This is a genomic window from Rhodococcus sp. NPDC079359, assembly GCF_040702585.1.
GTDB lineage: Bacteria > Actinomycetota > Actinomycetes > Mycobacteriales > Mycobacteriaceae > Rhodococcoides.
Genome location: NZ_JBFBLH010000004.1, coordinates 461151 through 484683 on the forward strand (window position 1 = coordinate 461151; position 23533 = coordinate 484683).

24 protein-coding genes are annotated in these 23533 nt (G+C 64.3%); 7 read left to right on the top strand and 17 right to left on the bottom strand.

The window, feature by feature from the left end; genetic code table 11:
* Nucleotide 1: 1 nt before the first annotated feature.
* The 3 genes from uraH to uraD (AB0362_RS13385) are packed head-to-tail and all read right to left on the bottom strand — an operon-like array spanning nucleotide 2 to nucleotide 2743.
* Complete coding sequence (gene uraH, locus AB0362_RS13375) at nucleotides 2–328, bottom strand: hydroxyisourate hydrolase (protein ID WP_032376865.1); 327 nt, start codon at nucleotides 326–328, stop codon at nucleotides 2–4.
* Nucleotides 325–828, bottom strand: a complete 504-nt coding sequence (uraD, locus tag AB0362_RS13380) for a 2-oxo-4-hydroxy-4-carboxy-5-ureidoimidazoline decarboxylase (protein WP_094686415.1) — start codon at nucleotides 826–828, stop codon at nucleotides 325–327. The genes uraH and uraD (AB0362_RS13380) overlap by 4 nt, the downstream gene beginning before the upstream one ends.
* 10 nt (nucleotides 829–838) lie before the next feature.
* Nucleotides 839–2743 (bottom strand): 2-oxo-4-hydroxy-4-carboxy-5-ureidoimidazoline decarboxylase, encoded by a 1905-nt coding sequence (uraD, locus tag AB0362_RS13385; RefSeq protein WP_149405418.1) that lies wholly within the window; start codon nucleotides 2741–2743, stop codon nucleotides 839–841.
* Between the two features lie 178 nt (nucleotides 2744–2921).
* Here uraD (AB0362_RS13385) and AB0362_RS13390 point away from each other — a divergent pair, with 178 nt between their 5' ends.
* Nucleotides 2922–3455: a nucleotidyltransferase family protein gene (locus tag AB0362_RS13390; RefSeq protein WP_149405419.1), complete on the top strand. Its 534-nt coding sequence runs from the start codon at nucleotides 2922–2924 to the stop codon at nucleotides 3453–3455.
* A 39-nt stretch (nucleotides 3456–3494) separates the two neighbouring features.
* Here AB0362_RS13390 and AB0362_RS13395 read toward each other — a convergent pair whose 3' ends face one another.
* The gene (locus AB0362_RS13395; protein ID WP_317808763.1) at nucleotides 3495–4055 is read right to left on the bottom strand and encodes an alpha/beta hydrolase; all 561 of its coding nucleotides are present in this window, start codon (nucleotides 4053–4055) and stop codon (nucleotides 3495–3497) included.
* A 169-nt stretch (nucleotides 4056–4224) separates the two neighbouring features.
* On the opposite strand from AB0362_RS13395, the gene AB0362_RS13400 reads away from it, so the two are divergent.
* From AB0362_RS13400 to AB0362_RS13410, 3 genes are read left to right on the top strand one after another with little or no spacing between them, the layout of a single operon-like run.
* Nucleotides 4225–4626, top strand: a complete 402-nt coding sequence (locus AB0362_RS13400) for a VOC family protein (RefSeq protein ID WP_149405421.1) — start codon at nucleotides 4225–4227, stop codon at nucleotides 4624–4626.
* Nucleotides 4627–4655: 29 nt separating this feature from the next.
* Nucleotides 4656–5273, top strand: a complete 618-nt coding sequence (locus AB0362_RS13405; RefSeq protein WP_149405422.1) for a class I SAM-dependent methyltransferase — start codon at nucleotides 4656–4658, stop codon at nucleotides 5271–5273.
* Nucleotides 5274–5300: 27 nt separating this feature from the next.
* Complete coding sequence (locus AB0362_RS13410; RefSeq protein WP_149405423.1) at nucleotides 5301–6128, top strand: hypothetical protein; 828 nt, start codon at nucleotides 5301–5303, stop codon at nucleotides 6126–6128.
* Nucleotides 6129–6345: 217 nt separating this feature from the next.
* Here AB0362_RS13410 and AB0362_RS13415 read toward each other — a convergent pair whose 3' ends face one another.
* The 9 genes from AB0362_RS13415 to AB0362_RS13455 all read right to left on the bottom strand — a co-directional run bounded on the left by AB0362_RS13415 (nucleotide 6346) and on the right by AB0362_RS13455 (nucleotide 16744).
* Nucleotides 6346–7032, bottom strand: a complete 687-nt coding sequence (locus AB0362_RS13415; RefSeq protein ID WP_317547090.1) for a haloacid dehalogenase type II — start codon at nucleotides 7030–7032, stop codon at nucleotides 6346–6348.
* Nucleotides 7029–7448 carry a DUF1707 domain-containing protein gene (locus AB0362_RS13420; protein ID WP_068051410.1) on the bottom strand — a complete coding sequence of 140 codons (420 nt, stop codon included), beginning with the start codon at nucleotides 7446–7448 and terminating at the stop codon, nucleotides 7029–7031. The genes AB0362_RS13415 and AB0362_RS13420 overlap by 4 nt, the downstream gene beginning before the upstream one ends.
* Nucleotides 7449–7455: 7 nt before the next feature.
* Nucleotides 7456–9252, bottom strand: coding sequence for an acetyl/propionyl/methylcrotonyl-CoA carboxylase subunit alpha (locus AB0362_RS13425; RefSeq protein WP_317808764.1), 1797 nt, complete (start codon nucleotides 9250–9252; stop codon nucleotides 7456–7458).
* Between the two features lie 128 nt (nucleotides 9253–9380).
* The gene (locus AB0362_RS13430) at nucleotides 9381–10850 is read right to left on the bottom strand and encodes a condensation domain-containing protein (protein ID WP_317808765.1); all 1470 of its coding nucleotides are present in this window, start codon (nucleotides 10848–10850) and stop codon (nucleotides 9381–9383) included.
* 126 nt (nucleotides 10851–10976) lie between these two features.
* Nucleotides 10977–11390 carry a SufE family protein gene (locus tag AB0362_RS13435; protein WP_317808766.1) on the bottom strand — a complete coding sequence of 138 codons (414 nt, stop codon included), beginning with the start codon at nucleotides 11388–11390 and terminating at the stop codon, nucleotides 10977–10979.
* Entirely contained in the window at nucleotides 11387–12283 is an 897-nt protein-coding gene (locus AB0362_RS13440; protein WP_317808767.1) for a sulfurtransferase, read from the bottom strand. The genes AB0362_RS13435 and AB0362_RS13440 overlap by 4 nt, the downstream gene beginning before the upstream one ends.
* 163 nt (nucleotides 12284–12446) lie before the next feature.
* Complete coding sequence (locus AB0362_RS13445) at nucleotides 12447–13820, bottom strand: condensation domain-containing protein (protein WP_317808769.1); 1374 nt, start codon at nucleotides 13818–13820, stop codon at nucleotides 12447–12449.
* Complete coding sequence (locus tag AB0362_RS13450; RefSeq protein ID WP_149405428.1) at nucleotides 13798–15255, bottom strand: condensation domain-containing protein; 1458 nt, start codon at nucleotides 15253–15255, stop codon at nucleotides 13798–13800. Before AB0362_RS13450 ends, AB0362_RS13445 begins: the two co-directional genes overlap by 23 nt.
* Nucleotides 15256–15301: 46 nt before the next feature.
* Nucleotides 15302–16744 carry a condensation domain-containing protein gene (locus AB0362_RS13455; protein ID WP_149405429.1) on the bottom strand — a complete coding sequence of 481 codons (1443 nt, stop codon included), beginning with the start codon at nucleotides 16742–16744 and terminating at the stop codon, nucleotides 15302–15304.
* A gap of 592 nt (nucleotides 16745–17336) precedes the next feature.
* On the opposite strand from AB0362_RS13455, the gene AB0362_RS13460 reads away from it, so the two are divergent.
* Nucleotides 17337–18641, top strand: a complete 1305-nt coding sequence (locus AB0362_RS13460) for a hypothetical protein (protein WP_317808770.1) — start codon at nucleotides 17337–17339, stop codon at nucleotides 18639–18641.
* Nucleotides 18642–18646: 5 nt separating this feature from the next.
* Here AB0362_RS13460 and AB0362_RS13465 read toward each other — a convergent pair whose 3' ends face one another.
* Nucleotides 18647–19912: a glycosyltransferase gene (locus AB0362_RS13465; RefSeq protein WP_188078566.1), complete on the bottom strand. Its 1266-nt coding sequence runs from the start codon at nucleotides 19910–19912 to the stop codon at nucleotides 18647–18649.
* Between the two features lie 155 nt (nucleotides 19913–20067).
* Here AB0362_RS13465 and AB0362_RS13470 point away from each other — a divergent pair, with 155 nt between their 5' ends.
* On the top strand, nucleotides 20068–21447 hold the full coding sequence (locus AB0362_RS13470; RefSeq protein WP_149405432.1) for a hypothetical protein: 1380 nt from the start codon (nucleotides 20068–20070) through the stop codon (nucleotides 21445–21447).
* Between the two features lie 114 nt (nucleotides 21448–21561).
* Nucleotides 21562–22005: a flavodoxin domain-containing protein gene (locus tag AB0362_RS13475; protein ID WP_068051234.1), complete on the top strand. Its 444-nt coding sequence runs from the start codon at nucleotides 21562–21564 to the stop codon at nucleotides 22003–22005.
* 48 nt (nucleotides 22006–22053) lie between these two features.
* Here the strand turns inward: AB0362_RS13475 and AB0362_RS13480 are convergent, their stop codons facing one another.
* The 3 genes from AB0362_RS13480 to AB0362_RS13490 all read right to left on the bottom strand — a co-directional run.
* Nucleotides 22054–22716, bottom strand: a complete 663-nt coding sequence (locus AB0362_RS13480) for a Maf family nucleotide pyrophosphatase (protein WP_149405433.1) — start codon at nucleotides 22714–22716, stop codon at nucleotides 22054–22056.
* A 2-nt stretch (nucleotides 22717–22718) separates the two neighbouring features.
* Nucleotides 22719–22991 (bottom strand): acyl-CoA carboxylase subunit epsilon, encoded by a 273-nt coding sequence (locus tag AB0362_RS13485; RefSeq protein ID WP_317808771.1) that lies wholly within the window; start codon nucleotides 22989–22991, stop codon nucleotides 22719–22721.
* On the bottom strand, nucleotides 22988–23533 hold a 546-nt coding region (locus AB0362_RS13490; protein WP_366235633.1), incomplete at its 5' end, for a carboxyl transferase domain-containing protein. The genes AB0362_RS13490 and AB0362_RS13485, both read right to left, overlap by 4 nt.

A 23533-nucleotide genomic window follows, 5' to 3' on the forward strand; every position in this document is an offset into this window, starting at 1 on the left:
GTCAGCTCCCGCGATAGGTCGAATAAGCAAAGGGGGACAACAGCAATGGGACGTGATAGTGGGCATCGGGATCGGTGACGGTGAACGAGATCGACACCTCGGGATAGAAGCTCGGTGTCGATGTCGCCTCGAAATAATCGCCGGTGTCGAACGAGAGGCGATACACGCCCGGATCGATCGGCCCCGGCACCACCTCGCCGATTCGGCCGTCGCCATCGGTGGTGGCGGTGGAGATCTCGCCCTTCTCGGGATGGAACAACCGCACCCGCATCCCCACCGCAGGTGTCCCCGAGGTGGCGTCGAGGACGTGGGTCGACAGCCCCGTCACTGCTCTGGTCCCAGCATGCGCCCGAGGCGAATTCGGTTGATCTTGGCCAGTTCCACGCGGAGCACCCGTCTTTCGGTTTCGGCATCGTTGTCGAGCCTCTCCTCGAGGATAGCGAGCAGGTCCTCCGCGGACCTGCCCGTGGCGCACACCAGATACACATGGCCGAACTTGTCCTCGTACGCACGGTTTCCCGCCGCCAGCTTCTCGCGCACCTCGGTACCCGCCGTCGTCACAGCGGCCTGCTCACGTTTCGAGGACGGGTTGTCGGCCTTGCCGCCGATGCGTGGATGACCGTCGAGTGCATGGTCGATCTCGGCCTCGGGTAGTTCGGCAAGTACTCGATCCGCCCTGTCCAACAGCAGATCTCGACTTTCGAAGGGGCGACCCTGGGCGACTCGACGGGCCCAGATCGACGATGCGCAGCACTCGTAGAGTGCATGCATCGCTTGCCGATCACTGAGCCGATTGAACCCGTCGAGCCCTATCCATTCGTGCAGCACATCTCGCTCGCTATCTGAAGTCGTTGATGCGACCGAACCGCGCGGCCGCGATCGGGTTGGCGTCGGCCACAAGGTCGTCGAACCGGTAGTTCGCGATCTTGGCGATCTCGATCATCGCGAACGACCGCTCCGCCGACGGTGCGTTCTCGACGCGTGACCACCCGTTGGCCAGAACTCGATCGTAACGCTCCGTCTCCCGTGCACAGATCACCAGCGGGAAGCCGAAGTGTTCGCGGTATTCGGCGGCGAGTTGGACGATGTTGTCGTGTTCGTCCTCCTCCAGGTTGGACAAGCCGACGTGGTCCGCTGCGTTGAGGGTGCCGGTGGCGTCCTCGCTACCGAGATCGGGGTAGCTGTTGATCAGCTCGATCTGTTCCTCGGTGGTGCCGGCCAACAATGCCTCCTGGAACGCCTCGCGCAACCCGTGCGCATCGGCGAAAGGCCGCTGCTGGTACGCGCGTTCGACCACCCACGGAGTGCCCTGCACCAAGCCGCCGAACGTAACAGCGAAGTCCTCGGCGGACATCTCGTTGACCGTGTCGAGGGTGATGCCCTTACCCGGACCACCGGCGACTGCCTGCCCGCGATTACCGATGTGGAAGAACAAGACGTTGAGCACGATTGCCGAGACCGCGCCGAGAACGATGCCACTGCCGAACAACATTTCCAGCCAATCGGGCACACCCTCGGAGACCGTCGGCTGAATGGTCACGAGCATCGCGAGACCGAGGCTCGTCGCGACGATGATCAGGTTGCGGTGATCGGTGAAGTCCACCTTCGACAGAGTCTGGATTCCGACCACGGCGACGGTCGCGAACAGGGCGAGCGCCGCTCCGCCGAGCACCGGCGGCGGGATGGATGCCACGACTGCTGCCGTCTTGGGCAGCAGACCCAGGAGAATCATGATGCCGCCTGCCGTGGCCACCACCCAACGGCTGCGCACGCCGGTCAGGCGGACCAGGCCGACGTTCTCCGAGAAGGCCGTGTACGGGAACGAGTTGAACGTACCGCCGATGACGGTGGCCACGCCGTCCGCGCGCAGAGTCGCTGCGATGTCGTCCTTCTTGATGCGCTTGCCGACGATCTCACCCGTCGCATACACACTGCCGGTGGTTTCGACGGCGATGATGAGCATGACCACGATCATCGAAATGATCGCGACGACACTGAATTTGGGCACACCGAACAGGAAGGGCTGCGTGAAACCGACCCACGACGCCTCGGAGGTGCCGTCGAAGTTCATGTCTCCCAGAGCGAACGCCACGGCGCTACCGATCACCAGGCCCAGAAGCACAGCGATGGTGGCCATGAAGCCCTTGAAGAATCGTTGGATCAGCACGATGATCAGCAGCGTGCCGATCGCGTAGGCCATCCACCGTCCGTTGGACGGATCCTGTTCGTGGGTAGCAGGATTGGTCACCGCATCGTTGACCGCCACCGGCAGCAACGCCACACCGATGATCGTGATGACGGTACCGGTGACCACCGGTGGGAAGAATCGCAGCAGCCTACTGAAGTACGGAGCCATGAAGAACGTGACGAGACCGGCGACGATGACGGCGCCGTAGACGTACAGCAACCCCTCGGTGCCGCCGCCGTTCGCCATCGCGATCGCGATCACCGGAGAGACACCGGCGAACGTCACGCCCTGCAGGAGCGGCAGGCGGACACCGATCTTCCAGAATCCGACCGATTGAATGATCGAGGCGATGCCGCAGGTGAACAGATCCGCATTGATCAGGTGGATCAACTGTTCGTTGGTCAGTCCGATCGCGCTGCCGATGATGATCGGCACCAAGACCGCGCCTGCATAGAACGCGACGACATGTTGGAACCCGTAAGCAGCAAGTTTCGGAACGGGGAGCACTTCGTCGACAGGATGGACACGTTTGCGTGTGGTGGGCTTGACGGACATGGGTGGGCACCTCGCGGAAGCAACAGGGCAGGATTCCTGCGACGCTGCAGGAGAAGTGCACTAAGAATCAGTCATCACGCCTATCCTCGCTAGTCGAGCGAGCACAAACTTCGGGACGTACTCGACGTTGACGTTGTGCGAACATCCAAGACTCCACCCGAGACTGAAAGGAACGATCGTGTCGTACCTTGCCGTCGGAGTAATACTGGCCGCCGGTGCCGGAACGCGATACGGATCGCCCAAAGTGCTCGCCCACGACGGGCTGTGGCTGAGGACGGCGGTGCGGGCCTTGCGTGACGGCGGCTGTGATCGCGTGGTCGTGGTGCTGGGAGCGGCGGATGCGCCCGTGCCCGACGGTGTGATCGCTGTTTATGCACCCCAGTGGGAACAAGGAATGAGCGCTTCGTTCGAGGCCGGTCTGACCGCAGCGTCGGACGCGGACTACGCGGTGGTGCACGTGGTCGATACGCCGGACGTGGGAGCGGAGGTGGTGCGGGCGGTTCTCGCTGCTGCGCGGGAAACCGGTCTCGCAAGAGCCGTGTTCGACGGCCGTCCCGGACATCCGGTCGTTCTGGCGCGGCGACACGTCGACGCAGCCGTGGCATCGGCCTCGGGGGACTTCGGTGCACGCGACTTCCTGCGGGGGAGAGACGACGTGATCGCCGTCGAATGTTCGCAATGGGCAACGGGAATCGACCACGACTATCGGTGAGCGGACGCCCAGTCTGCATGTTCGGCCGAGTCGGCCTCGTCATCGACTACGAGGATCGGGGCCAGTAGAAGCGTCCCCGCGGGGACGCTCGAACCCGCGGATCTCGGCGGCAACGACGTCGATCATGCCGTCGAACTGATGACCACCGGTCGACAACTCGATCACTCTCGCCGACGGGAGAGCCGTCGAGTTCGACGCCAGGTGAGAAATGGGAACCACGTCGTCGTCCCGGCAGTGGACGAGCGTCAGGTCGGTCTCGGGCTCCGGGCCGGTGAACGCGTAGTCGACGACGTCCCATCCACGAGGAGTCCAGTCCGGCATCGCCAACAGAGTTGCCCGCCGCGGCCGTTCCCGTCGATTCTCTGCCAGGACCCCGACGAGGATCGATGCGCCGAAGGAATGCGCAATCACCGAATCCTCCGGTCCGAGCCGGTCCAGGTGCCGGCGAACCGGCTCGGCCCAGTCCTCGAAACTCATGGCGGTGTCGGACAGTTCGGGCATGCACAGATCGAGGTGCAAAGCCTGTGCAAGTCCGTTGGCCAGCGGTGCGTCGGCCAAAAATCCGCCGGCACCGTGAATGAACAGAAGTCGACCGACCATAGTGGGGTCCTTTCCTCGGCAAATACTGTCATCGAAGAAGACCGAATCGCGGCCGTGAATTCACCGGTTGACTCGGATTCGGGGTCCGTGCGAGCATCGTCCTCAGCGTCGCGTGTCGATGACGGACTGCGTCAGGCATGGAGGCGTCGTACTGCCCAGGAGGCAGCGCATGTCCATTTCGTTCGATCACACCATCATCGTTGCGAAGAACAGTGCCGCATCGGCCGAGTTCTTTTGCACCCTGTTCGCTTTACCCGAGGCCCCGTCATGGGGGCCGTTCGTCAATGTGCAACTCACCGATGGAATTCTCATCCAATTCGCCGAACCCCCCTTCGGCGATATTCAGTTTCAGCACTACGCGTTTCGGGTCAGCGACGATCTGTTCGACGCGGCCTATACCAGGCTGGTCGACCAGGGCGTCGAACACTGGGCCGACCCTCGGATGACCGAACCCGGCACCGTCAACACCGACCACGGAGGCCGCGGAGTGTATTTCCGCGACCCGACCGGGCACTTCTTCGAGATGCTGACGCACTCGTACCTGCCGACACCGGGTGAGCCGGTACCGTAGCCACTGTGGCCGAGCAACAGCATGTTTCGATGACGAGGACCGCCTACGATACCGTTGCCGAGAGCTACGCCGACCTGGTTCGCGACGAACTCGAAGGGCGGCATCTCGAGCATGCACTGTTGGCGACATTCGCGGACCGAGTGTCGACCGGCGGTGTTCTCGAGGTGGGATGCGGAACCGGCCGCATTACCGACCAGTTGCACCGCCTCGGTCTCGACGTAGCGGGAATGGATCTGTCGCCCAACATGATCGAGGTCGCGCAGCGCGAACACCCGCACCTGCGATTCGATGTCGGATCGATGGAGGCATTGGACGCGGGTGACAGCTCTCTGGCGGGGATCGTTGCCTGGTACTCGATCATCCACACGCCTCCGCACCAATTGTCGAAGATCTTTGCCGAATTGCATCGGGTGCTGATGCCGGAAGGTCTGCTGCTGTTGGCATTTCAAGCAGGCAACGAGCGGGTGCGACTCGAGCAGGCGTACGGACACTCGGTCTCGTACGACGCATACCGACTCGACCCCGACATGGTCGCAGGCATGCTCGTCGAGGCGAACTTCGAGGTGGACGTCCGCGTGCATCGAGCTCCGATGGGAAACGAGTCGACATCGCAGGCATTTCTGTTGGCCCGCAAACGAACATCGTGATGTCTCGAGACCAGTAGGAGCTGCCCGATGCAGGCACCCCGTCCACGCGTTCTCTTCGTCACCGACCTGGCGTATCTGTCGAAGGGCCGACGCTACTGCGACGAAGACATCTTTCTGTCGTCGCAGCTCCGCGAGTGGTTCGACATTGCGCTCTGCCACCCGCTCGACGCGCTTGCGCTGATGGACGGCTTCGATGTGGTCGTCATCCGGAACTCCGGGCCTGTGCTGGGGTACCAGGATGCTTTCGAAATGTTTGCTCGGCATGCGCGCGAGAACGGCACGAAGGTCTTCACCCAGCTGACCGGCAAAGGCGACCAGAGAGGCAAGCAGTACCTGGTCGATCTTTTCGCAGATGGTTTTCCGGTCATACCTACCGTCGACGACCCACGGAACGTCTCGCGCTTACCCGAAGTGAATACCTATGTGGTGAAACCGAAATGGGGTGCCGACTCGATCGGCATGCGTCATTCCGGGCGCGCCGAATTATCGGAATTAGAGCCGGGCAGCCTGATTCAGCCGCGAATCGATTTCGTGTACGAAGTGTCGTTCTACTTCATCGGCCGCACAGTTCAATACGCCTTGTACGCTCCTGACCCCGACCGACGTTGGGACCTGGAGCCGTACTCGACTACTGCTCAGGACCGAGAGTTCGCGCAACGATTCGTCGACTGGAACGACATCGACCACGGAATCACTCGGGTGGACGCATGCCGCACCGTCGACGGAACGCTGCTGTTGGTCGAGCTCGAAGACCTGAACCCGTACCTCTCACTCGACCGGCTGACCGAGTCGGCGCGTCGAGAGTTCGTGAACCACATGGCGGAGGCGATCGTAGCGCTGTGTGCCCAACCGTAGAGGGCAATATCAGTCGGGTACAGCACGCTGGACGCAGCTATTCTTCGACCGCGACCACATCGTTCGATGGGCATGGAACACCTACCCTTCGATTACCGAGCGAGTGCAGCGACTGAGTGTGCGCCGCCCGGAGTTGACGATCGTTCGCTTCCGTTCGCACCGGGACGTGGACGCGTGGATCGCGCACCAGCTGATTCCTCTGACCCGATAATTGTTGTCAGCAGCCCAATTGCGTTGCGAGAGAATCGATCGAGTCGATGCTGTGATTCCAGTCGGATTCCGCGGCGAGGTCGGTGGTCTGACTAGGCCCGTGTTCGAGGCGACGAGCGACGAATGCCGTTGCGAAGCCGCAGTCGGCGGCGGCAGCGAGATCACTGTTGTGTGCGGCCACCATCATGCATTCGCTCGGCTCGAGACCCAGAATGTCCGCGGTTCGGAGATAAGCATCGGGCATGGGCTTGTACGTCTGTACCGGTTCTGCTCCGAGTATTGCGTCCCACGGCAGTCCGGCATTCTTGGCCATGTCGAGTAGCAACGAGATGTTGCCGTTGGAGAGCGGCGCGATGATGAACTCGGTGCGTAGTCGGGTCAGCCCAGAAACCGAATCCGGCCACGGATCCAATCGATGCCACGCGTGATTCAAGGATGCGACATCACTGTCGTCGAGCTGAACATCGAACTCCGACAACACGACTCGAAGTGACTCGAGATGAAGTACATCGAGCCGGGTGAACGGTCGATTGCCCGACCGAACCTGTTCCATCGCCGGCTGATACAGACTGCGCCAGCGGTCGGCGAACGCATGACTGTCGATGTCGGGACCACACAGCGACTCGACCTCGCGGGCCACGCTGGTACGCCAATCGACCACCGTGCCGAACACATCGAACAGAAGCGCCTTCAACGATCCCTCTTCTTTTTCTTCGGACTCTTCGAGTGACCGCCTGCCGACAGCAGCGCACCCGCCAGTGGGATGAGAAGGAAGAACAGCCACTTCTGATCGAAGTCGGTGAGGAAGAACAATGCCAGTGAACCGAAGATGACCAGGGGCATCACCACTGCGCGCCAATCGATTCCGGCACCGCCCTCGGTCGGTGCCGGAGATTTCCCGAGCTGGGCGGGTGTGTGCGACGTCGAAGCAGCGGGGAGATCGACGAATACCTTGTCGATCTCCCCACGCGTCGTCGCCGAAGCAACGACGGCACTGCGCTCGTCGAATTCGGGCACAGTCAGCCGACCCTCACTGAAGTGCAGACTCAGTGCCTCGAGGGCCTTCTCCCGATCAGCCGTACCGATTCGGATCTCCGGAAGCTCGGACATCGCTACGTCATTTGATCTCTGCGAGGACGGTGCCTTGGGTGATGGCGTCGCCTGCGGTGACGGTCAGGCCGGTGATGGTGCCTGCTTTGTGGGCGTTGACGGGGTTTTCCATTTTCATTGCTTCGAGGACGGCGATGAGGTCACCGGCGTCGACGGTTTGGCCTTCGTCGACGGCGACTTTGACCACGGTGCCCTGCATGGGTGCGGTGACCGCGTCGCCGGATGCGGCACCGGCTCCGGCACCGCCGCGGGTGCGGGCTTTGGGCTTGCGGCGTACCGCGCCCGCAGGCCCGCCGCTGTTGCCGCCGCCGAGGGACAGTTCCCCGGGCAGGGAGACCTCGACGCGGCGGCCACCGACCTCCACGACGACGGACTGCCGCGGCAGGACCTCGTCGTCGTCGATGGGTTGTCCGGCGGTGAACGGGGGAACCTGGTTGTCCCATTCGGTTTCGATCCAGCGGGTGTGGACGTCGAAGGAGTCGCCGTCGCCGATGAACGCCGGATCGGAGACCACCGCGGCGTGGAACGGAATCACCGTGGCAAGTCCTTGGACATCGAATTCGGCGAGTGCTCGACGTGAACGGGCGAGGGCTTCCTCGCGGGTCGCTCCGGTGACGATGAGCTTGGCGAGCATCGAATCGAACTGGCCACCGATCACCGAGCCGGATTCGACACCGGAATCGACGCGAACCCCGGGTCCCGACGGCGCACGGAAGGTGGTCACCGGTCCGGGGGCGGGTAGGAAGCCGCGTCCGGCGTCTTCGCCGTTGATCCGGAACTCGAACGAATGCCCGCGTGGTTCGGGGTCGTCGGTGATGGACAGTTCTTCACCGTTGGCGATCTTGAACTGCTGCAGCACCAGGTCGATGCCGGAGGTTTCCTCGGTGACGGGATGCTCGACCTGCAGACGGGTGTTCACTTCCAGGAACGACACGAGGCCGTCCTGGCCGACGAGGTATTCGACCGTGCCGGCACCGTAGTAGCCGGCTTCGAGGCAGATGGCTTTCGCGGAGGAGTGGATTTCTTTGCGTTGGGCGTCGGTGAGGAACGGGGCGGGTGCTTCCTCGACGAGTTTCTGGAAGCGGCGTTGCAGGGAGCAGTCGCGGGTGCCGGCGACGATGACGTTGCCGTGTTGGTCGGCGATGACCTGAGCTTCGACGTGGCGGGGCTTGTCGAGGTAGCGCTCGACGAAGCATTCTCCGCGGCCGAACGCGGCGACTGCTTCGCGGGTGGCGGAGTCGAACAGTTCGGGGATTTCCTCGCGGGTGCGGGCGACTTTCATGCCGCGGCCGCCGCCACCGAACGCGGCTTTGATCGCGATGGGTAGGCCGTGTTCGTCGACGAAGGCGAGGATCTCGTCGGCGTCCTTGACCGGTTCGGAGGTGCCGGGGACCGAGGGGGCTTTGGCGCGGGCGGCGATGTGGCGGGCGGTGACCTTGTCGCCGAGGTCGCGGATCGACTGTGGGGACGGTCCGATCCAGATCAGGCCGGCATCGATGACGGCTTGGGCGAAGTCGGCGTTCTCGGAGAGGAATCCGTAGCCGGGGTGGATGGCGTCGGCCCCGGACTTGGCGGCGGCGTCGATGATCTTGTCGATCACCAGGTACGACTCCGCGGAGGTTTGACCGCCGAGCGCGAACGCTTCGTCGGCCAGACGGACGAACGGGGCGTCGGCGTCGGGTTCGGCGTACACAGCGACACTGGCCAACCCGGCATCGGCCGCAGCCCGGATCACCCGCACCGCGATCTCACCACGATTGGCGACAAGAACCTTGGTGATCTGAGCACTGGCATGGCTGGGCACTGAGCCTCCTACGGATGTGTTTCTCGCGTGCTTCGTTACGAACGTCACGTCGGAGTCTAAGCATCGGCACTGTCATCGCTGCAATCGGTCTGCAGAGCTGCAGCTGACCGGCGGCGAGCCGCGGTGAGCTACTGATTGGTAGCGATCTGACCGGTGTCGGTATGTCCGATATCGGATCGCTCGTCGCCCGTGAGGGGGAATCGGGCGGTACCGGTGTCCGCCACATCGCTCAACAATTTTCGGAAGGCACCGACGTATTCGTGAACCCGCGCGGTCGCCTGCTCGGTGTTGGGATAGCGAGCCGCGATGTTGATTCCCTGCGGCGTGCGGTTGATCCAGATGTACACGTCGTGCTGGTACTGCTTGCTGCGCAACGCCCGGGCGTTCCAGTCCGGCCAGTGCTCGGCGGCAGGCGCGAACCGCACGTCCATGAACGAGACGACGAAACGCGGGCGGGCGGAGTAGCCCAGAGTGGTGAACACGCGATCGAGAGGAACTCGGGCGATCGGTTTGGTCTTCTTCACCTCGGCCGATGCCGCCGCGACCACCGAGCCGAACGAGTCCGCACCGGCGATGTCGAAAGAGATGGGGCACAGTCCGACGAACCAACCCAGCGCCGACGCCCATTGCGGCTCGTCGCGAGTGTGCACCGGCGTCACCGTGCGGAAACGAGTGCCGCCGCCCAGTTCGGAGCCGGTGATGGCCAGAACTGCGAGCAACCCGGCGAACAGACTGTGTCCGGTCTTGCGGCAGGCGACCGAGAACGAGTCGGCCTGGTCCGGGTCGAGCACCCACGCGGACAAACCGCCCTGCGGCAGATCGTCCGGGCTCGGATCTCCGATGTCGAGTGGAAAGGCCGGTAGCTCGCCTTCGCCGTCGACGAGAAAATCCCGCCATATCCGCACCGCGTCGTGGGAATGCTCCAGCTCTGCATTCTTCTCGCGTTCGGAGGAACCGAAGTCGAGGTAGCTGCCGGCCTCGAACAGGGCAGCGGGCGCACCACCGAGTTCCTCGCCGTACAGAGCAGCTATCTCGTGCGCGACCAGCACCGTGGACAGACCGTCGATGATCGAATGATCCGCTGCGAAGAACACGGTGACCGGACGCGTCTCGTCCACCGGTTCGAGCGTCACGAAGGCGTAGGCGGGCCAGATCAACGGCGAGGTGAACTCGTCGAACAGATACTGCAGGTGCTCGAACACCTCACTCGATTGCGCGCACCGTTCCTGCTCGACCTGCCAGATGTCGATGGCACCCTGCGCGGCGGTCACCCGCGTCATCTCGCCCGTCACCTCGTCGATCGACGCGCTCGAACGCATCGCCTCGTGCCGGTCGATCCAGTTCAGCACTGCCTGGCGAAACGCGGGCTTGTCCAGCGGGCCTGCGATTTCGAAGGCCGCGCCGAGCCATGATTCACGACCGCGGCGAGGACTGCTCAGGCTCGTACGAAGGTGAGCCTCGTGGACGTAGGACGTCGGCCTGGCGTCGGGATGCCAGCCAGCAGCCTCCGGAGTGCGGGCCTGCGGGCCGACGCTGGGTATCCACTCGGTGAGCGTGCCCGCGGGAACCGCGTAGTCCGCCAACTCCGTGAACTCCATATCGGCAGCAACCAACCTTCGTCGTACGCATCGGGGTGACTGGGCTCCAGGGGCCCTGCCGCGGAGTCTAACGACGACGCGTTGTATCGATCAAGACGACGGCACGCCACCTGCGGCCGTCGCCGGTCAACGCAGGTGACGCTTGATCCGCGCCAACATCGCCGACATACCGCGCAGTCGCAACGGGCTCACCGCGTCGCTCAGCCCCAGAGCCGAGTAGAAGTCGTCCGGAACGTCGAGGATCTCCTGTGCGCCGAGACCGTCGAGTCCCTGCGCCAGGATCGAGGCGAACCCCCGCGTGGTCGGAGCTTCCGGCGGGGCGCTGAAGTACAGCCGGACCCGCGCCGGATCGCCTGCATCCACCGACAGGAACAGCGGAGACTGGCACTCCGGCACCGGCTCCATCGCATCCTGAGCAAGGTGGTCGGGCAGAGAAGGCAGTTCGCGACTGAACTCCAGCAACAGCTGCAGCTTGTCCTGCCCCTCCACCGCGGCGAAGTCCTCGACTATCTCGGCCAGGGATTCCGGCAAGGCGCTCATCGACTGGCCGGAGCCGATCCGGGCTCCTCGCCCTTGGCGATCGGGACGCGAACGGCGTTGCCCCATTCGGTCCACGAGCCGTCGTAGTTGCGCACCGACTGGTACCCGAGCAGATGGGTCAACACGAACCAGGTGTGGCTCGAACGCTCACCGATCCGGCAGTACGCGATCACGTCGTCGGTGGCGGAGGTGCCGGAGTAGATCTCGTCCAGTTCCGTGCGAGACCGGAAGCGTCCGTCCGGTGCGGCTGCCTTGGCCCAGGGGATGCTCACGGCGGTGGGGATGTGACCTCCGCGCAGTGCACCTTCTTCTGGGTAGTCGGGCATGTGGGTGCGCTCGCCGGTGTACTCGGCGGGGGAGCGAACGTCGATCAACGGCACCGTTCCGAGCGAGCCCAGGACATCGGAGGCGAACGCACGAATGGGTGCATCGTCGCGTTCGATCACCGGGTAGTCGGTGGCGGGGAACTCGGGCACGTCGAGGGTGGTGTCGCGGTTCTCCGACAACCAGGCGTCGCGGCCACCGTCGAGCAGACGGACGTCCTGATGTCCGAACAGCGTGAAGACCCACAGTGCATACGCGGCCCACCAGTTGCTCTTGTCGCCGTACACGACGATGGTGTCGTCCCGGGAAATGCCTTTGCGGCTCATCAGTTTCGAGAACTGCTCGCCGTCGATGTAGTCGCGGGTGACCGGATCGTTGAGGTCGAGATGCCAATCGATCTTGACCGCGCCGGGAATGTGGCCGACGTCGTAGAGCAACACGTCCTCGTCGGATTCGACGACCCGAAGGCCGGGGGTACCGAGATGAGCGGAGAGCCATTCGGTCGATACGAGACGATCCGGATGCGCATAGTCGGCGAACGTTGCGTTGGAATCGGTTGGTACAGGCACGTATCGGCTCCTACGGAAGATATTCGGCTGGCGGCCCGCCCGGGGGTGGACGGTCTGCACTGTCGATCCTATGCGGAACCTCTGTCACGGGGCAGGAGTGGAGCCTGCGGAACGACTTCTATGAGGGCAGGAGTGGAGCCTGCGGAGTGGGTTGGTTGGGGCCTCAGGGCGTCAGGGCAGCGCTCTCGGGTTTCGCTGTGGAGACCCGCAGGAGGGCGACGAGTTCGGCGGTGAACGCATTCATCACCGAGTGTGCCTGTGCAGTGTCGGGAAATCGTGACCGCAATGCCAGGCCCGCCGTGGTGCGGGAAACCCAGAACTGCGCGTCGTCGGACACCGTGGCGTTGCTGATGTGGTGTGCATCGGTTCGGTCGAAGCGTTCGTGTCCACCGATTCTGGTGTAGTCGATGTACGACACCATGAACACGTCTCGACGCGACAGGGTGAACGCGTCACCGAGGTTGTTCAGTACCTGGGGGATCGGAACGGTGCTCAGTGGCAGTGCTGCACGAAACGCTGTGTGGGCCGCGGTGATCGTGTCGGTGAGGTCGTGTTCTACCTCCACGGTCATGGGAGCGTTCGTGGTGAACCAGCCCAGTGCACGCGAGAATTGCTGCTGATGGCGGGTGTGCAACGGGAACAGGAACGGCACGCGGCTCGGTCCGCCGATACCCGCGCAGGCCTGCCCGATCGCAGCGACGACCCCGGCGAACATCCCGGCTCCGGAACGGGCGCAGAGCTCCGCGTAGTCGAGGGTGTGCTGCGCGTCGAGCAAGGGCGTGACAGTCGTTGCCTGAGGCGCGGTTTCACCCTCGGCGACGCCGAGGTCGAGCGGGAAACGCGGCGTGGTGCCACCGCACTCGGTGAGAAAGTTCGACCACCGCACCATGCGTTCGTCCGTGGGATCGACGAGTGGCTGGGTTGCTTCGACACGGCAGTACTCGACGAACCCACCGACCGGAGGCAGGGCTGTCTCCGGGTTCGACGGGCAGCGGCGGTAGGCGTCGTACAGGGTGTTGATCTCGTCGACCACGACTGCGATCGACATGGCGTCGACGTTGGAATGATCGAACGCGCACAACACCGTCGAGGTGTCCGGCCGATCGATTCCGAAACAGGTGTACGACGGGAATCGTCGTGCGTCGCAGTGTAGTTCGAGCGAGCTTCGGAGGTGACTCCGGAGCATCGACCCCGACGAGAAGGTGGTTCGAGTGGTTTCCCTCATCTCGACCGCACCCGGTTCGTGAACCGTCCGCTCGATTCCCGCCGCCGTGCGAACGAACGAACTGCGCAGGGTGTCGTGTCGGTCGATCAGGCGCTCGAAGGCCCACCCCAGTGCGCGGGTGTCGAGCCTGCCCTGCACCTCGAAGGCTCCGGCAATCCAGACGCGCTCGGCTTCGTCCAGATCGCCGAGGTGAAACCGTTGGTTGAACGACGGCGGAACCGTCGACGGCTGCGGTTTCCCGGTGACGACGGCGGTGAACTCGACGACGGTGCCCGCGCGTGGGGTGTACTCAGTGATCGAGGTGACCCGCACCGGCCGGCTCCTGAACCAGATTTTCGAGCGTCAGATTGTAATCACCTTCGCGTGCAATGGTTTCCAGTACCTGCGCCAGACGATCGTGGTACCGCTTCACCGCTGCGGCGGCAACGTCGGTATCAGGGGTCTGGGCCACCAGGTACAGGTGCTCACCGTCTCGGTTGATCCACATCGATGCGTTCGACGTCGAACCCTCGCCGGTGAAATGCTTGGCGCGCGTATCCGCGTCTCGTCCGACGCCGGGGAACCAGCGAAAGTCGATGTACGAGAGCATGTTCGGACTCACTGCCAACTCGCTACCGAGAGTGCCGTCGGCGGCCAGCGCGCCCAGCACGGCGTGCACCGGAGCCTCTGCGATCTGCTTGGCCTGCTCGAAGCCTCGGTGGGCTCCAGCCGCGACGTCGGAGAACCTGTCGTGTCCCGCCACCTCGAATGCGACCGGAGCGAAGTTGACGAACCATCCCTGGGACTGTCCGTAGTCACCGTGTTGCCGGGTGCTGAGCACGGTGATCCCGAAGTAGTCGGTGTTACCGGCCAACTCGAAGTCGGTGATCCCGACGGCGGCGAATATGCCGCTGCTCATCCGCGCCCCAGCGGCCTTGCACGCGGCGTCGAATGCAGCGGTCAGTTCTTTGCTCAACAGGTCGCGTTCGACGATGCGGACCGGAGCTTTCTCGCCGGGCGCGAGGCCGAGGTCGAGCGGGAACCGAGGCATCCGGCCGTCGTGTCGGGTGAAAATGTCTCGCCAGGCCGCGATTTCGGGAGAATCGGCCCCGAACGTCGCGGCCCGAGCCCGTTCGTCGGCGGCGTAGGCCAGATGGCTACCTGCCTCTGCCGGGGTAGGTACGTCCGCGCCGGTCTCGAGTGCGTACAGATCGGCCAACTCGCTGATGACCAACGCTTGCGAGCCGCCGTCGGTGAATGCGTGATCTGCGCCGTAGTACAGGGTGAAGCTGCCGGGCCTGGCCACGACACCGACGACGAATCCCGGCCAGGCGTCCGCGGTCGCCTCGGAGGAGAAGCGCCCCCGTACGTACCGTTGGAATCGGTCGTCGTCCGTGGTTTCTCCGGCGTCGGTCACCTCGAACGCCGCGACCTCGGGTGGGGCGAGATGCCGAACGACGTTGTTTCCCTCGACCTCGAACCAGCATCGAAGGCCCTCGTGACGCAGCACGTAGGCGGCCAGTGCGCGGCTCATCGCATCCGTGTCCACGTCACCGTCGATCTCGGTTGCCACCCCGGTGTACGCGGTGTGCACATCGCCGCGTTCGCGGGCCGCCCACGCGGCCTTCAGGTGGTCCTCCTGGAGAAACGAGACCGGAGTCGAATCGACAGGTGCCGCTTGGGCACTCGCACGGGCAGCCGCAGTGGGGTGCCATTCGAGCAGTCGGCCGGGAGCAGGATTCCATCTGCCCATAGCGGTGATGATCATGGTCGCTTCATCCTCCTCGATAAGGGCCGCGGGCTGATTCGACGACTCACTCTGCGGCGACGGTCACCGACCGTGAGGCCGACGTGAGCACCGTATCGGTACCACTGTCGGAGTCGATCACTGCCGTCAACACGGCGACGAACTCGGTGATGAAGCGGTGGACGTTGGTCGACGCGACATCCGAGCTGGGGAATCGCGCGGAGATGTTGAGCCCTTGGAGCGTCCGGTTGACCCAGAAGTAGACCTCGTCCTCGGCGTGGCAGTTGCTCCGCAGAGCCCGACCCTTGCGGTCCTGCCACTGCTCGGCATCCGGGAGGAATCGAAGGTCTATGTAGGACACCACGAATCGAGGAATTTCCGTCGACTCGAGGATCTGGGCGATCTTGGAGTACGGCATCCGTGCCAACCCCTTGTTCGCCGCGCCTGCAGTTGCTGCAGCCGCGACTGCCTCCCCGAAGGTGCGAGCGTCACCGAGCTCGATCTCCATGGGCAGAATCCCGACGTACCACCCCACCGCCGCGGCCCACTTCTGTTCGTCTCTGGTGTGCATCGGCATCACGGTGCGCAACGTCGTGCGACCGGACAGGCGGACGTTCGTCAGCGCCAGAGCGGCCAGTATTCCGGCCTGCATGTTGTACCCGGCCTTGCGGCATGCAGCGTTGAAGGCATCCGACTGCTCGGAAGTCAGCAGCCAGGACGAGATGCTGCTCTGTGCGGCCGGGCCGGTGAGCGACCGGTCGACCGACACCGGAAGGGGAAATGCGGGAAAGCGTCCGTCCTCCACGGCCAGGAAGTCCTGCCAGGTGCGCACGGCGCTGTGGTCACCGGTCAGCGTCTCGCCGAGAGCCCTCTCGGACTGGCTGAAGTCCACATAGCTGCCGACCTCGGGCAATTGTGGGTCGATGCCTTCGAGGGCGTGCGCGTAGAGCCTGTCGATCTCGTTGATGGCGTAGATCTGGCTGTAGGCGTCCATCACCGAGTGGTCGGCGGCGAACGCGAGTAGAAACGACTCTCCCGGCCCGTTCGAGAGAGCGCGGGAGGCGTCGTCCGGTTCGATGGTCGCGAGGACGAAGTGCGGCCATGCCGTCGGGGAGACGGTGTCGCCGAACCAGGAGTGCAGATGGCTGAAGACCTGAGTCTCTGTCCGGGGTTCGGTGTGGGCCCGGTCGGTCACCTGCACTGCATCTGTGGGTGCGGTGTAGCGCAGCCAGGAACCGGATTCCTCGTCGCGCCTGACCTTGGTCCGAAATGCCTCGTGACGACCCATGTACGCGGTGATGGTTGCGCGCACTGCATCGACGTCGTAGCGGCGATGAATCTCGAACACCGTGCCGATCCACGAGCCCGGAGCGCTGCGCTCGCAATGGTCCTGGTGCGTGTAGGACAGACCGCGGGGGTCCGGTTCCCAACGGTCGTCGTCGACGCGGGGGACCCACTCGGTCAGGCGACCGGCGGGGAGGGGGTAGTCGGCGAGTTCGGTGTATTCCATGGGAGTCCTCTTCCGTTCCGGGCTCGGTCAGCGGTGCGCGGCGTTGGTTCGGTATTGCACGTTCGATTACGGTCGAGTCGATCGTGTAAACCCGTCGGCGATGATCGGGCAGCCGACCGGTCGCTTTATCCGATTGCTGTTGGATTGCTGCTTTCCGCATTGAAAGAACAACGTCGTTGCCGTCGACCCGAAGTGAGTTCAGAGAACACGATAGGGCGAAAGCGAAATTATTTCGCAGCGCGAAAAAGTAATACTTCTCACTGTCGAGCGTCTTGACTCGCCGGTCGCCGATCGGGAGTCGAGGGAGCGTCCGATTGTCGTATCTTATGAACGAATCACTGACTTTGCTGGTCAGCGTGATGATAGTTCACAATCGAAGTGTGGTGCAAACTGTCGTGCGACCCGAAACACGACCCACGCCACTGAATGGATCGAACATGGTCCGGGGCACATTCGGGACGTCTTTTTCGTGCACCTATTGCCGAATGTGAATGCATTGGTGTGGCGAATTGACACCACTACCCCTGCTTCGTGGATGTAGTAGGTTCGGCGCGTGACTCGAATTGGATTTGCCGATCACTTATTCTTGCGAATGCATCACGGCATCGGATATCCCGTCTACAACCAGTTCTTGTGGTGGTTCGACGAAACCGTCCAGCGAGTGGACCTGGAAAAGCTACGCGACAACCTGTCCGGCGGTCTGCTCGCGCGCCGAGTGGTCTCGTCGACGGTGCCTACTGCCCGCGCTCGATGGGTGGCCTCGAACGTCTCCCATTCACTGGATTTTCACCCACACTTCATCGAATCGACCGAAGTGTCGGCCTGGGCCGACGGTTGCATCGATGACGACATCGATCCCGAGACCGGTCTCGGTTGGCGACTGGCGGCAGCTCCTCTGACCGACGGAGGGACGGTGCTCTCGTTGGTCGCTTCGCACATGGTCGCCGACGGCGGCGCTCTGATCGCCGCGTTCGCGGCTGCGAACTCCCCGTCCGTGCACCCTCGGTCGGTTCCGACCGAGGACGGAATCGCGGCCATCGGCTCGGACCTGCGAGACGCCGTGGGGCAAGTGCGGTCCGTAGCCGGCTGGTTGGTGAACACCGCTGCGTCCGCGCTACCGATTCCCACCCGATCCGGTCCGGACGTCGTTGTCCCGCGCTCGCAGCCGACTCGCTCACAGCCGACGGCCGGTGCCGTGGATGCAGACTGGGTATCGCCTCATGCGGTGGCAGAGGTGGACGCAGGTACTTGGAAAGCGGCTGCCCAGCGATGGGGTGGCACGTCCAATTCACTGTTCATCGCCGTTCTCACGGCAGCCTCCGGGCAGGCCGGGCGAGCCTCGATCGGAGACTCGGTGCAGTGGTCTTTGCCGGTCAGCGATCGCACCGTCGACGACACTCGCTCCAATGCCACCAAGATCGTCAAGATCGAGGTCCCCGTCACCGACGCGGCCGACCGCGATCTGTCGACGATTCGGAAAATCAGCAAGGCGGCATTCACCGCTTTCGCCGCGAGGCAGGCTGCCGGTCTACCACCCGCAGGCATCTCGCAGGCCCTCGTGCAGATGCTGCCCGACGCCGTGGTCGCGCGTGTTCCGCAACCGCGTGACGGTGCGGAAGGCCTGGCGTCGAACCTGGGTGCTCTGCCCGAGGTCTTCACCACGGTGGCCGGTATCGAAGCTCGTGCCGTATCGGGCAGGGCGACCTTCGCGGGTGCCGACGCCGCATTCGCGCGATCGTTGGACGGTGGGCTGACGGCCTGGCTGTGCGAGACGGGCGCGAGCGTCACCGTGACCGTCCACGGTATGGACCCAGATCGATTCGTCGATGACCGGGCACTGCGTGACCATCTGGCGGAGGCGCTGGGTCGCTGGGAGTTGGCTGCGCGATTCTGGTGAGTGCGTCAGCGGTTCCGCGCTGCCGCCTCGGTGATGTCGGCAGCTGCGGCCACTGCAGTTGCAGTCGGGGCGACTGACTCGGCGAGTCGGCGTGCCGCCTGCCTGGCGCGTTCGGTGGTGATATCGGTAATGCCCTGCTGGAGAACGGATTCGGTCAAGGTCGAGAATTTCGTGCTGGTGCCGGCTCCGATCCTGCGCAGCGCGGCTCCCCAGAACGGCTGATCGGCGCTGAACCAGCAGACGAGTGTCGGCAGGCCGGCCCGCGCCGTCGCAGCCGTCGTGCCTGCGCCACCGTGGTGGACCGCAGCCACGCATCGCGGCAGGATGCTCGCGTGATCGACCGACTCGACGATCATGATGTTCGAATTCGATTGGACAGCAGCAGAATCGGCACCGATCAGGTCGCTCCAGCCGGCACAGACGAGAGCGCGAACGCCCAGCCTTCGGGTCACGTTCTCGATCATGCGCAACAGCGCCGCGGGATCGGGGACGGGCATGCTGCCGAAGCCGAAGTACACCGGCGGGGAGCCTGCCTGCAGCCATTCTTCCAACGCGGGATCGGAGTCGACGCGAGCGCTGCTCAGCCCCAGGAATCCGACGAACGGGCGGTGTGAGCCCCACTGTTCTGCGAGCCCGGGGAACAGCGCCGACTCGTACGCCTGAATCTCCACTCCGCCGTAGCGTTCGGACCGAACAGGCAGCGAATGACGCGTCGGTGCCAGACCCAGGGACTTCCTCTGCGCGTTCTCGCGGGCCTTCATGGATTTCCAGCGCATCGACTCCGCCAGCGCCCACATCGACCGGTTGACGTATCCCGGTAATGCGATGCCCGGGGTCACGGGCACGACGTCGTTGCGCCGGAGCGGGCAATAGTGCAGTGCCACAAAAGCATTGCCTGTGTGCTCCGCCATGTTGAACGCCATCTCCTGCCCCAGCGAACCGGTGACGATCGCGTGGCAGCCCTGGGCCATCCGTTCGAGTTCGCCCGTCATCTGATCCCAGCCGTAATTGGCCAGTTCCGCGAGTGCCGCCATCTTGGTCCGCGGGTTACGCGACTTGATCCGCACCCTGATCAACTCCGACTCCAGCAGTCGCTGGGTGTCCGGCCCGAACGAGACCACGCCGATTCGTTCGGACTCAGCCGTTTTCGCGCGAGCGAAGTCCATGAGGTTCGGTGGTGCGCCGAACACCACGTCGTGTCCGCGATCCGCGAGTTCGACGCCGAGCGCAAGACCGGGCGTCACGTCACCGCGACTGCCGTTGAATGGCATCACGAACTTCATAGGGTCACTCGCAGTCGCGTCGGCGTGGAAAACGTCCTCAACCTATCAGTCCCGCCCGCCGCAGTTCGGATCGGAAAACATATGGCGGGAAACACATTTGCGGCCCACCTGCGTCCGCGCTCGCGCAGCGATAGTCTCGCGGGGTGGAAAGACTGACGTACGACGACGACCTGTTCCTCCGGATGGAATGCGTTCTCGGGGTACCGGTGGTGAACCAGATCGTCTGGCGGTTCGACCGCGCCGTCGCTCCGGACGCGCTGCGATCGATGTGGCGAATGCTCGCCGAAGGCCCGATCGATCGATCCGTTCGACGGGCCCGGGTGCCCGGAGCCCGTGACAGCTGGACCGCAGCGCGTCGACCCGCCGATCCGGTGGTGATCGGGCCACCGATCGCCCGTGCGGCGGTCGACAGGTGGATCGAGGACGAGGCCGCCGTGGCGTTGGATCCGATCGGGGGACCGGCGTGGCGATTGTCGGCCACGTCGGTGGAAGAAGGCGGCACGGTCGTGTCGTTGGTCGGCTCTCACGTCGTCGGCGACGGCGGGGCACTCACCTCCGCAGCCGCGGCCGCGCTGGCCGGACATGCCGTCCCCGACGATTTTCTGCGCGTCGGCCTCGATGACGGTCCCCTGTCCGCGACGGCGATCTCCCGTGCCGATCTCTCCGATGGTCTCGGCCGTGTCGGTGCAGCGCTCTCGGGTGCGGCACGAGCGCTCGGCCGCACCGCGGTGGCGGCGGTACGGGCACGGTCCACGGCGTCCGCCGACGCGAGCGCAGGAACACCGGAGGGCACCGGTGCCGACCGTCCGCGTGCGATCGTCGCCCCTGCCGAGGGCGCGTGGACGCCGAGCACCGTCGTCGTCGATTGTCTGTCTGCGGAGTGGTCTGCCGCCGCGGCGAACAAAGGCGGCAGTTCCAACAGCCTCCTGGTCGCGGTGGTGCTCGGGATACTGACCGGCAGCGGCCGAGTCTCGACCGAGGACCGGGTACGCGTCGCCCTCCCGGTCAGTACCAGGACCACGGGTGATCGGCGTGCCAACGCGACGTCCGGCGTCTCGATCCACGTCGAGCCGGGAGGGGCGTACCTCGACGATCTCGGAGCAATTCGAGCGGCGAGCAAAAACGCCTTCAGAACCCAGGCCGATCGCACGGTCACCACGACGTTCGAGCTCCTCAAACCGCTGATGCAGTTGCTGCCCGACGCGATCGTGGCCAAACTCGCCGCGTCGGGCTCGGCCCCGCTGTGTCTGTGCTCGAATCTCGGTGCCAGAGGCGTCGCACTGCGGACCATCGGTGGTCTGGACGCCACCGCGGTGGCGATGAGGTCCATCACGCAGAACACCGACGTGGCCCTACTGCGCCGCACGGGCGGTGGCGTCAGCGCCTGGTGGAACGAATCGGGCGAACGCGCCACCCTGTGCGTCACCGGGCTCGATCCGGACAGCTTTCCCAGCAAGGAGCACCTGAGAGGGCTCGTCGAGGTGGAGTTCGATCGATGGGGCCTGACGCCCGAGTTCTGGTGACCTCGAGACAAGTCACAATGGCGGGCAAGGACGGATTTTCGACCGGATCGCCGGTGAGGCTATGCTTTCCGACTGTTCGAGTGTTCGAGCAGGTGTGAGAAAGGGGAGCGATCCATGGCAGTGGTCGTGTTGTTCGGGTCCGAGACCGGTACGGCCGAGGAGGTCGCCGACAAGATTGCGGACGTGCTCAGCGATCATGACGCCGAGGTACGCGACATGCTCGAGTACGAGGTGTCCGACATCGACACCGACGACTTCCACGTGGTCATCTGCTCCACCTACGGAGACGGAGAGCTCCCCACCGGTGCAGAACCCTTCTTCGATGCGCTCGTCGAGGATGCGCCGGACCTCGCGGGACTGCAGTTCGCGGTGTTCGGTCTGGGCGACCGGGTCTACGAGGACACCTTCAACCGCGGCGGCGAGATCATCGCCGAGAAGCTCACCGAGCTCGGCGGCAAGCAGGTCGGTACTCATGCTCGGCACGACAGCTCGTCGAACATCAAGCCGAAGACCATGGCCGAGGAGTGGGCTCGCGAATTGATCGATCTTCTGCCCTGACGGCAGGACTCGGCTCCGTCCGGCCCAGCGGTCGGCGGAGCCGGACGGTCAGGACGGGGCGCTGCCCCACAGTGCGGCCAGGGACGTACCCACACGAATGAGCAGTGTTCGCACCAGCGGTAGGCCGATGCCGATCACCGACGACGGATCGCCCTCGATGCGGTCGACGAACCAGCCGCCGAGCCCGTCCAACGTGAACGCCCCGGCCACCGACAACGGTTCACCCGAGTCGAGGTAGGCCTCGAGGTCCACCGAGGACGGCGTCGAGAAATGTACGACGGTCGAGCTGTGCGCTGCAGCCTGCGCCACGACCACTCCGTCGGTCACTCGGAGCACAGCGTGGCCGGTCAGCAAGTCGCCGCTGTTGCCCGCCATCGACTGCCATCTCGTGCGCGCCACCTCGACCGAATGTGGCTTACCGTGCAGCTCCCCGCCGATGGCCAACATCGAATCGCAGCCGACGATCACCAGATCGTCGCTCGAATCCGAGAACGTCTCGGCCACCGCGGCGGCCTTGGCTCGGGCAAGTTCCGTGACCACCGTTTCCGGCGACACCGACGGCCCGAGCGCCGCTGTCAACGCATCCTCGTCGACACCCGACACCCGGACGATCGGCTCCACCCCGGCACCGCGCAGCACAGACAGACGCGCAGGCGACGCCGACGCCAGGACCAGACGAACAGACCCCGGCACAGCGTCGGACGACCGCATCGTCACCGTGGGTAGCGGCCCGACGCGGCAAACGAATACGCCGACTGAGGTGCGAATCGGCGATGCAGCAACTCCGGAGAACCCCACAGCTCACGAGGACGAGAATCGCCCGTCGACTCGGATCCGCCCTGGGCAGCCGTCAGAACCGTCACCAGAGCGGCGATTTCCTCGTCGCTCGGATTGCCCTTCACCACCCGAACAGCCGCAGGGGACGGGGAAACCACCTCGCTCGGATTCGCGTCGTCGTTCGCTGCGTCATGATTCGCTTCGTTCATAGTGGGATGTTTCCGTGTTTCTTGGGTGGGAGGGTGACTTGTTTGCGTTCGAGTAGTCGTAGTGCGGTGACGATCTGGCCGCGGGTGTGGCTGGGGGGTATGACGGCGTCGAGGTAGCCGCGTTCGGCGGCGATGTAGGGGTTGACGAGGGTGTCTTCGTATTCCTGCTGCAACCTCAGGCGCAGGGCGTCGACGTCCTCACCGTTCTTCGCTGCTTCGAGTAGTTGTTTGCGGTAGACGAATCCGACGGCACCGGAGGCTCCCATGACGGCGATCTGCGCGGTCGGCCAGGCGAGGTTGACGTCGGCTCCCATGTGCTTGGATCCCATCACGTCGTACGCGCCGCCGTACGCTTTGCGGGTGATGACGGTGATCTTGCCGACGGTCGCTTCGCCGTAGGCGTAGAGCAGTTTCGCGCCGCGTCGGATGATGCCGTTGTATTCCTGCCCGGTGCCGGGCAGGAACCCGGGAACATCGACCAGGGTGATGATCGGGACGTTGAAGCAGTCGCAGGTCCGCACGAACCGGGCTGCTTTCTCGGA

Excerpts from the sequence above, each read along its gene's own strand:
- AB0362_RS13480 (WP_149405433.1), bottom strand. The coding sequence starts at position 22,716 with ATGCGGTCGTCCGACGCTGTGCCGGGGTCTGTTCGTCTGGTCCTGGCG.
- AB0362_RS13400 (WP_149405421.1), top strand. The coding sequence starts at position 4,225 with ATGTCCATTTCGTTCGATCACACCATCATCGTTGCGAAGAACAGTGCC.
- AB0362_RS13475 (WP_068051234.1), top strand. The coding sequence starts at position 21,562 with ATGGCAGTGGTCGTGTTGTTCGGGTCCGAGACCGGTACGGCCGAGGAG.
- AB0362_RS13405 (WP_149405422.1), top strand. The coding sequence starts at position 4,656 with ATGACGAGGACCGCCTACGATACCGTTGCCGAGAGCTACGCCGACCTG.
- AB0362_RS13420 (WP_068051410.1), bottom strand. The coding sequence starts at position 7,448 with ATGTCCGAGCTTCCGGAGATCCGAATCGGTACGGCTGATCGGGAGAAG.
- AB0362_RS13455 (WP_149405429.1), bottom strand. The coding sequence starts at position 16,744 with ATGGAATACACCGAACTCGCCGACTACCCCCTCCCCGCCGGTCGCCTG.
- AB0362_RS13460 (WP_317808770.1), top strand. The coding sequence starts at position 17,337 with ATGCATCACGGCATCGGATATCCCGTCTACAACCAGTTCTTGTGGTGG.
- AB0362_RS13435 (WP_317808766.1), bottom strand. The coding sequence starts at position 11,390 with ATGAGCGCCTTGCCGGAATCCCTGGCCGAGATAGTCGAGGACTTCGCC.
- AB0362_RS13450 (WP_149405428.1), bottom strand. The coding sequence starts at position 15,255 with ATGATCATCACCGCTATGGGCAGATGGAATCCTGCTCCCGGCCGACTG.
- uraD (WP_149405418.1), bottom strand. The coding sequence starts at position 2,743 with ATGTCCGTCAAGCCCACCACACGCAAACGTGTCCATCCTGTCGACGAA.
- AB0362_RS13485 (WP_317808771.1), bottom strand. The coding sequence starts at position 22,991 with ATGAACGAAGCGAATCATGACGCAGCGAACGACGACGCGAATCCGAGC.
- AB0362_RS13430 (WP_317808765.1), bottom strand. The coding sequence starts at position 10,850 with ATGGAGTTCACGGAGTTGGCGGACTACGCGGTTCCCGCGGGCACGCTC.
- AB0362_RS13410 (WP_149405423.1), top strand. The coding sequence starts at position 5,301 with ATGCAGGCACCCCGTCCACGCGTTCTCTTCGTCACCGACCTGGCGTAT.
- AB0362_RS13395 (WP_317808763.1), bottom strand. The coding sequence starts at position 4,055 with ATGGTCGGTCGACTTCTGTTCATTCACGGTGCCGGCGGATTTTTGGCC.
- AB0362_RS13465 (WP_188078566.1), bottom strand. The coding sequence starts at position 19,912 with ATGCCATTCAACGGCAGTCGCGGTGACGTGACGCCCGGTCTTGCGCTC.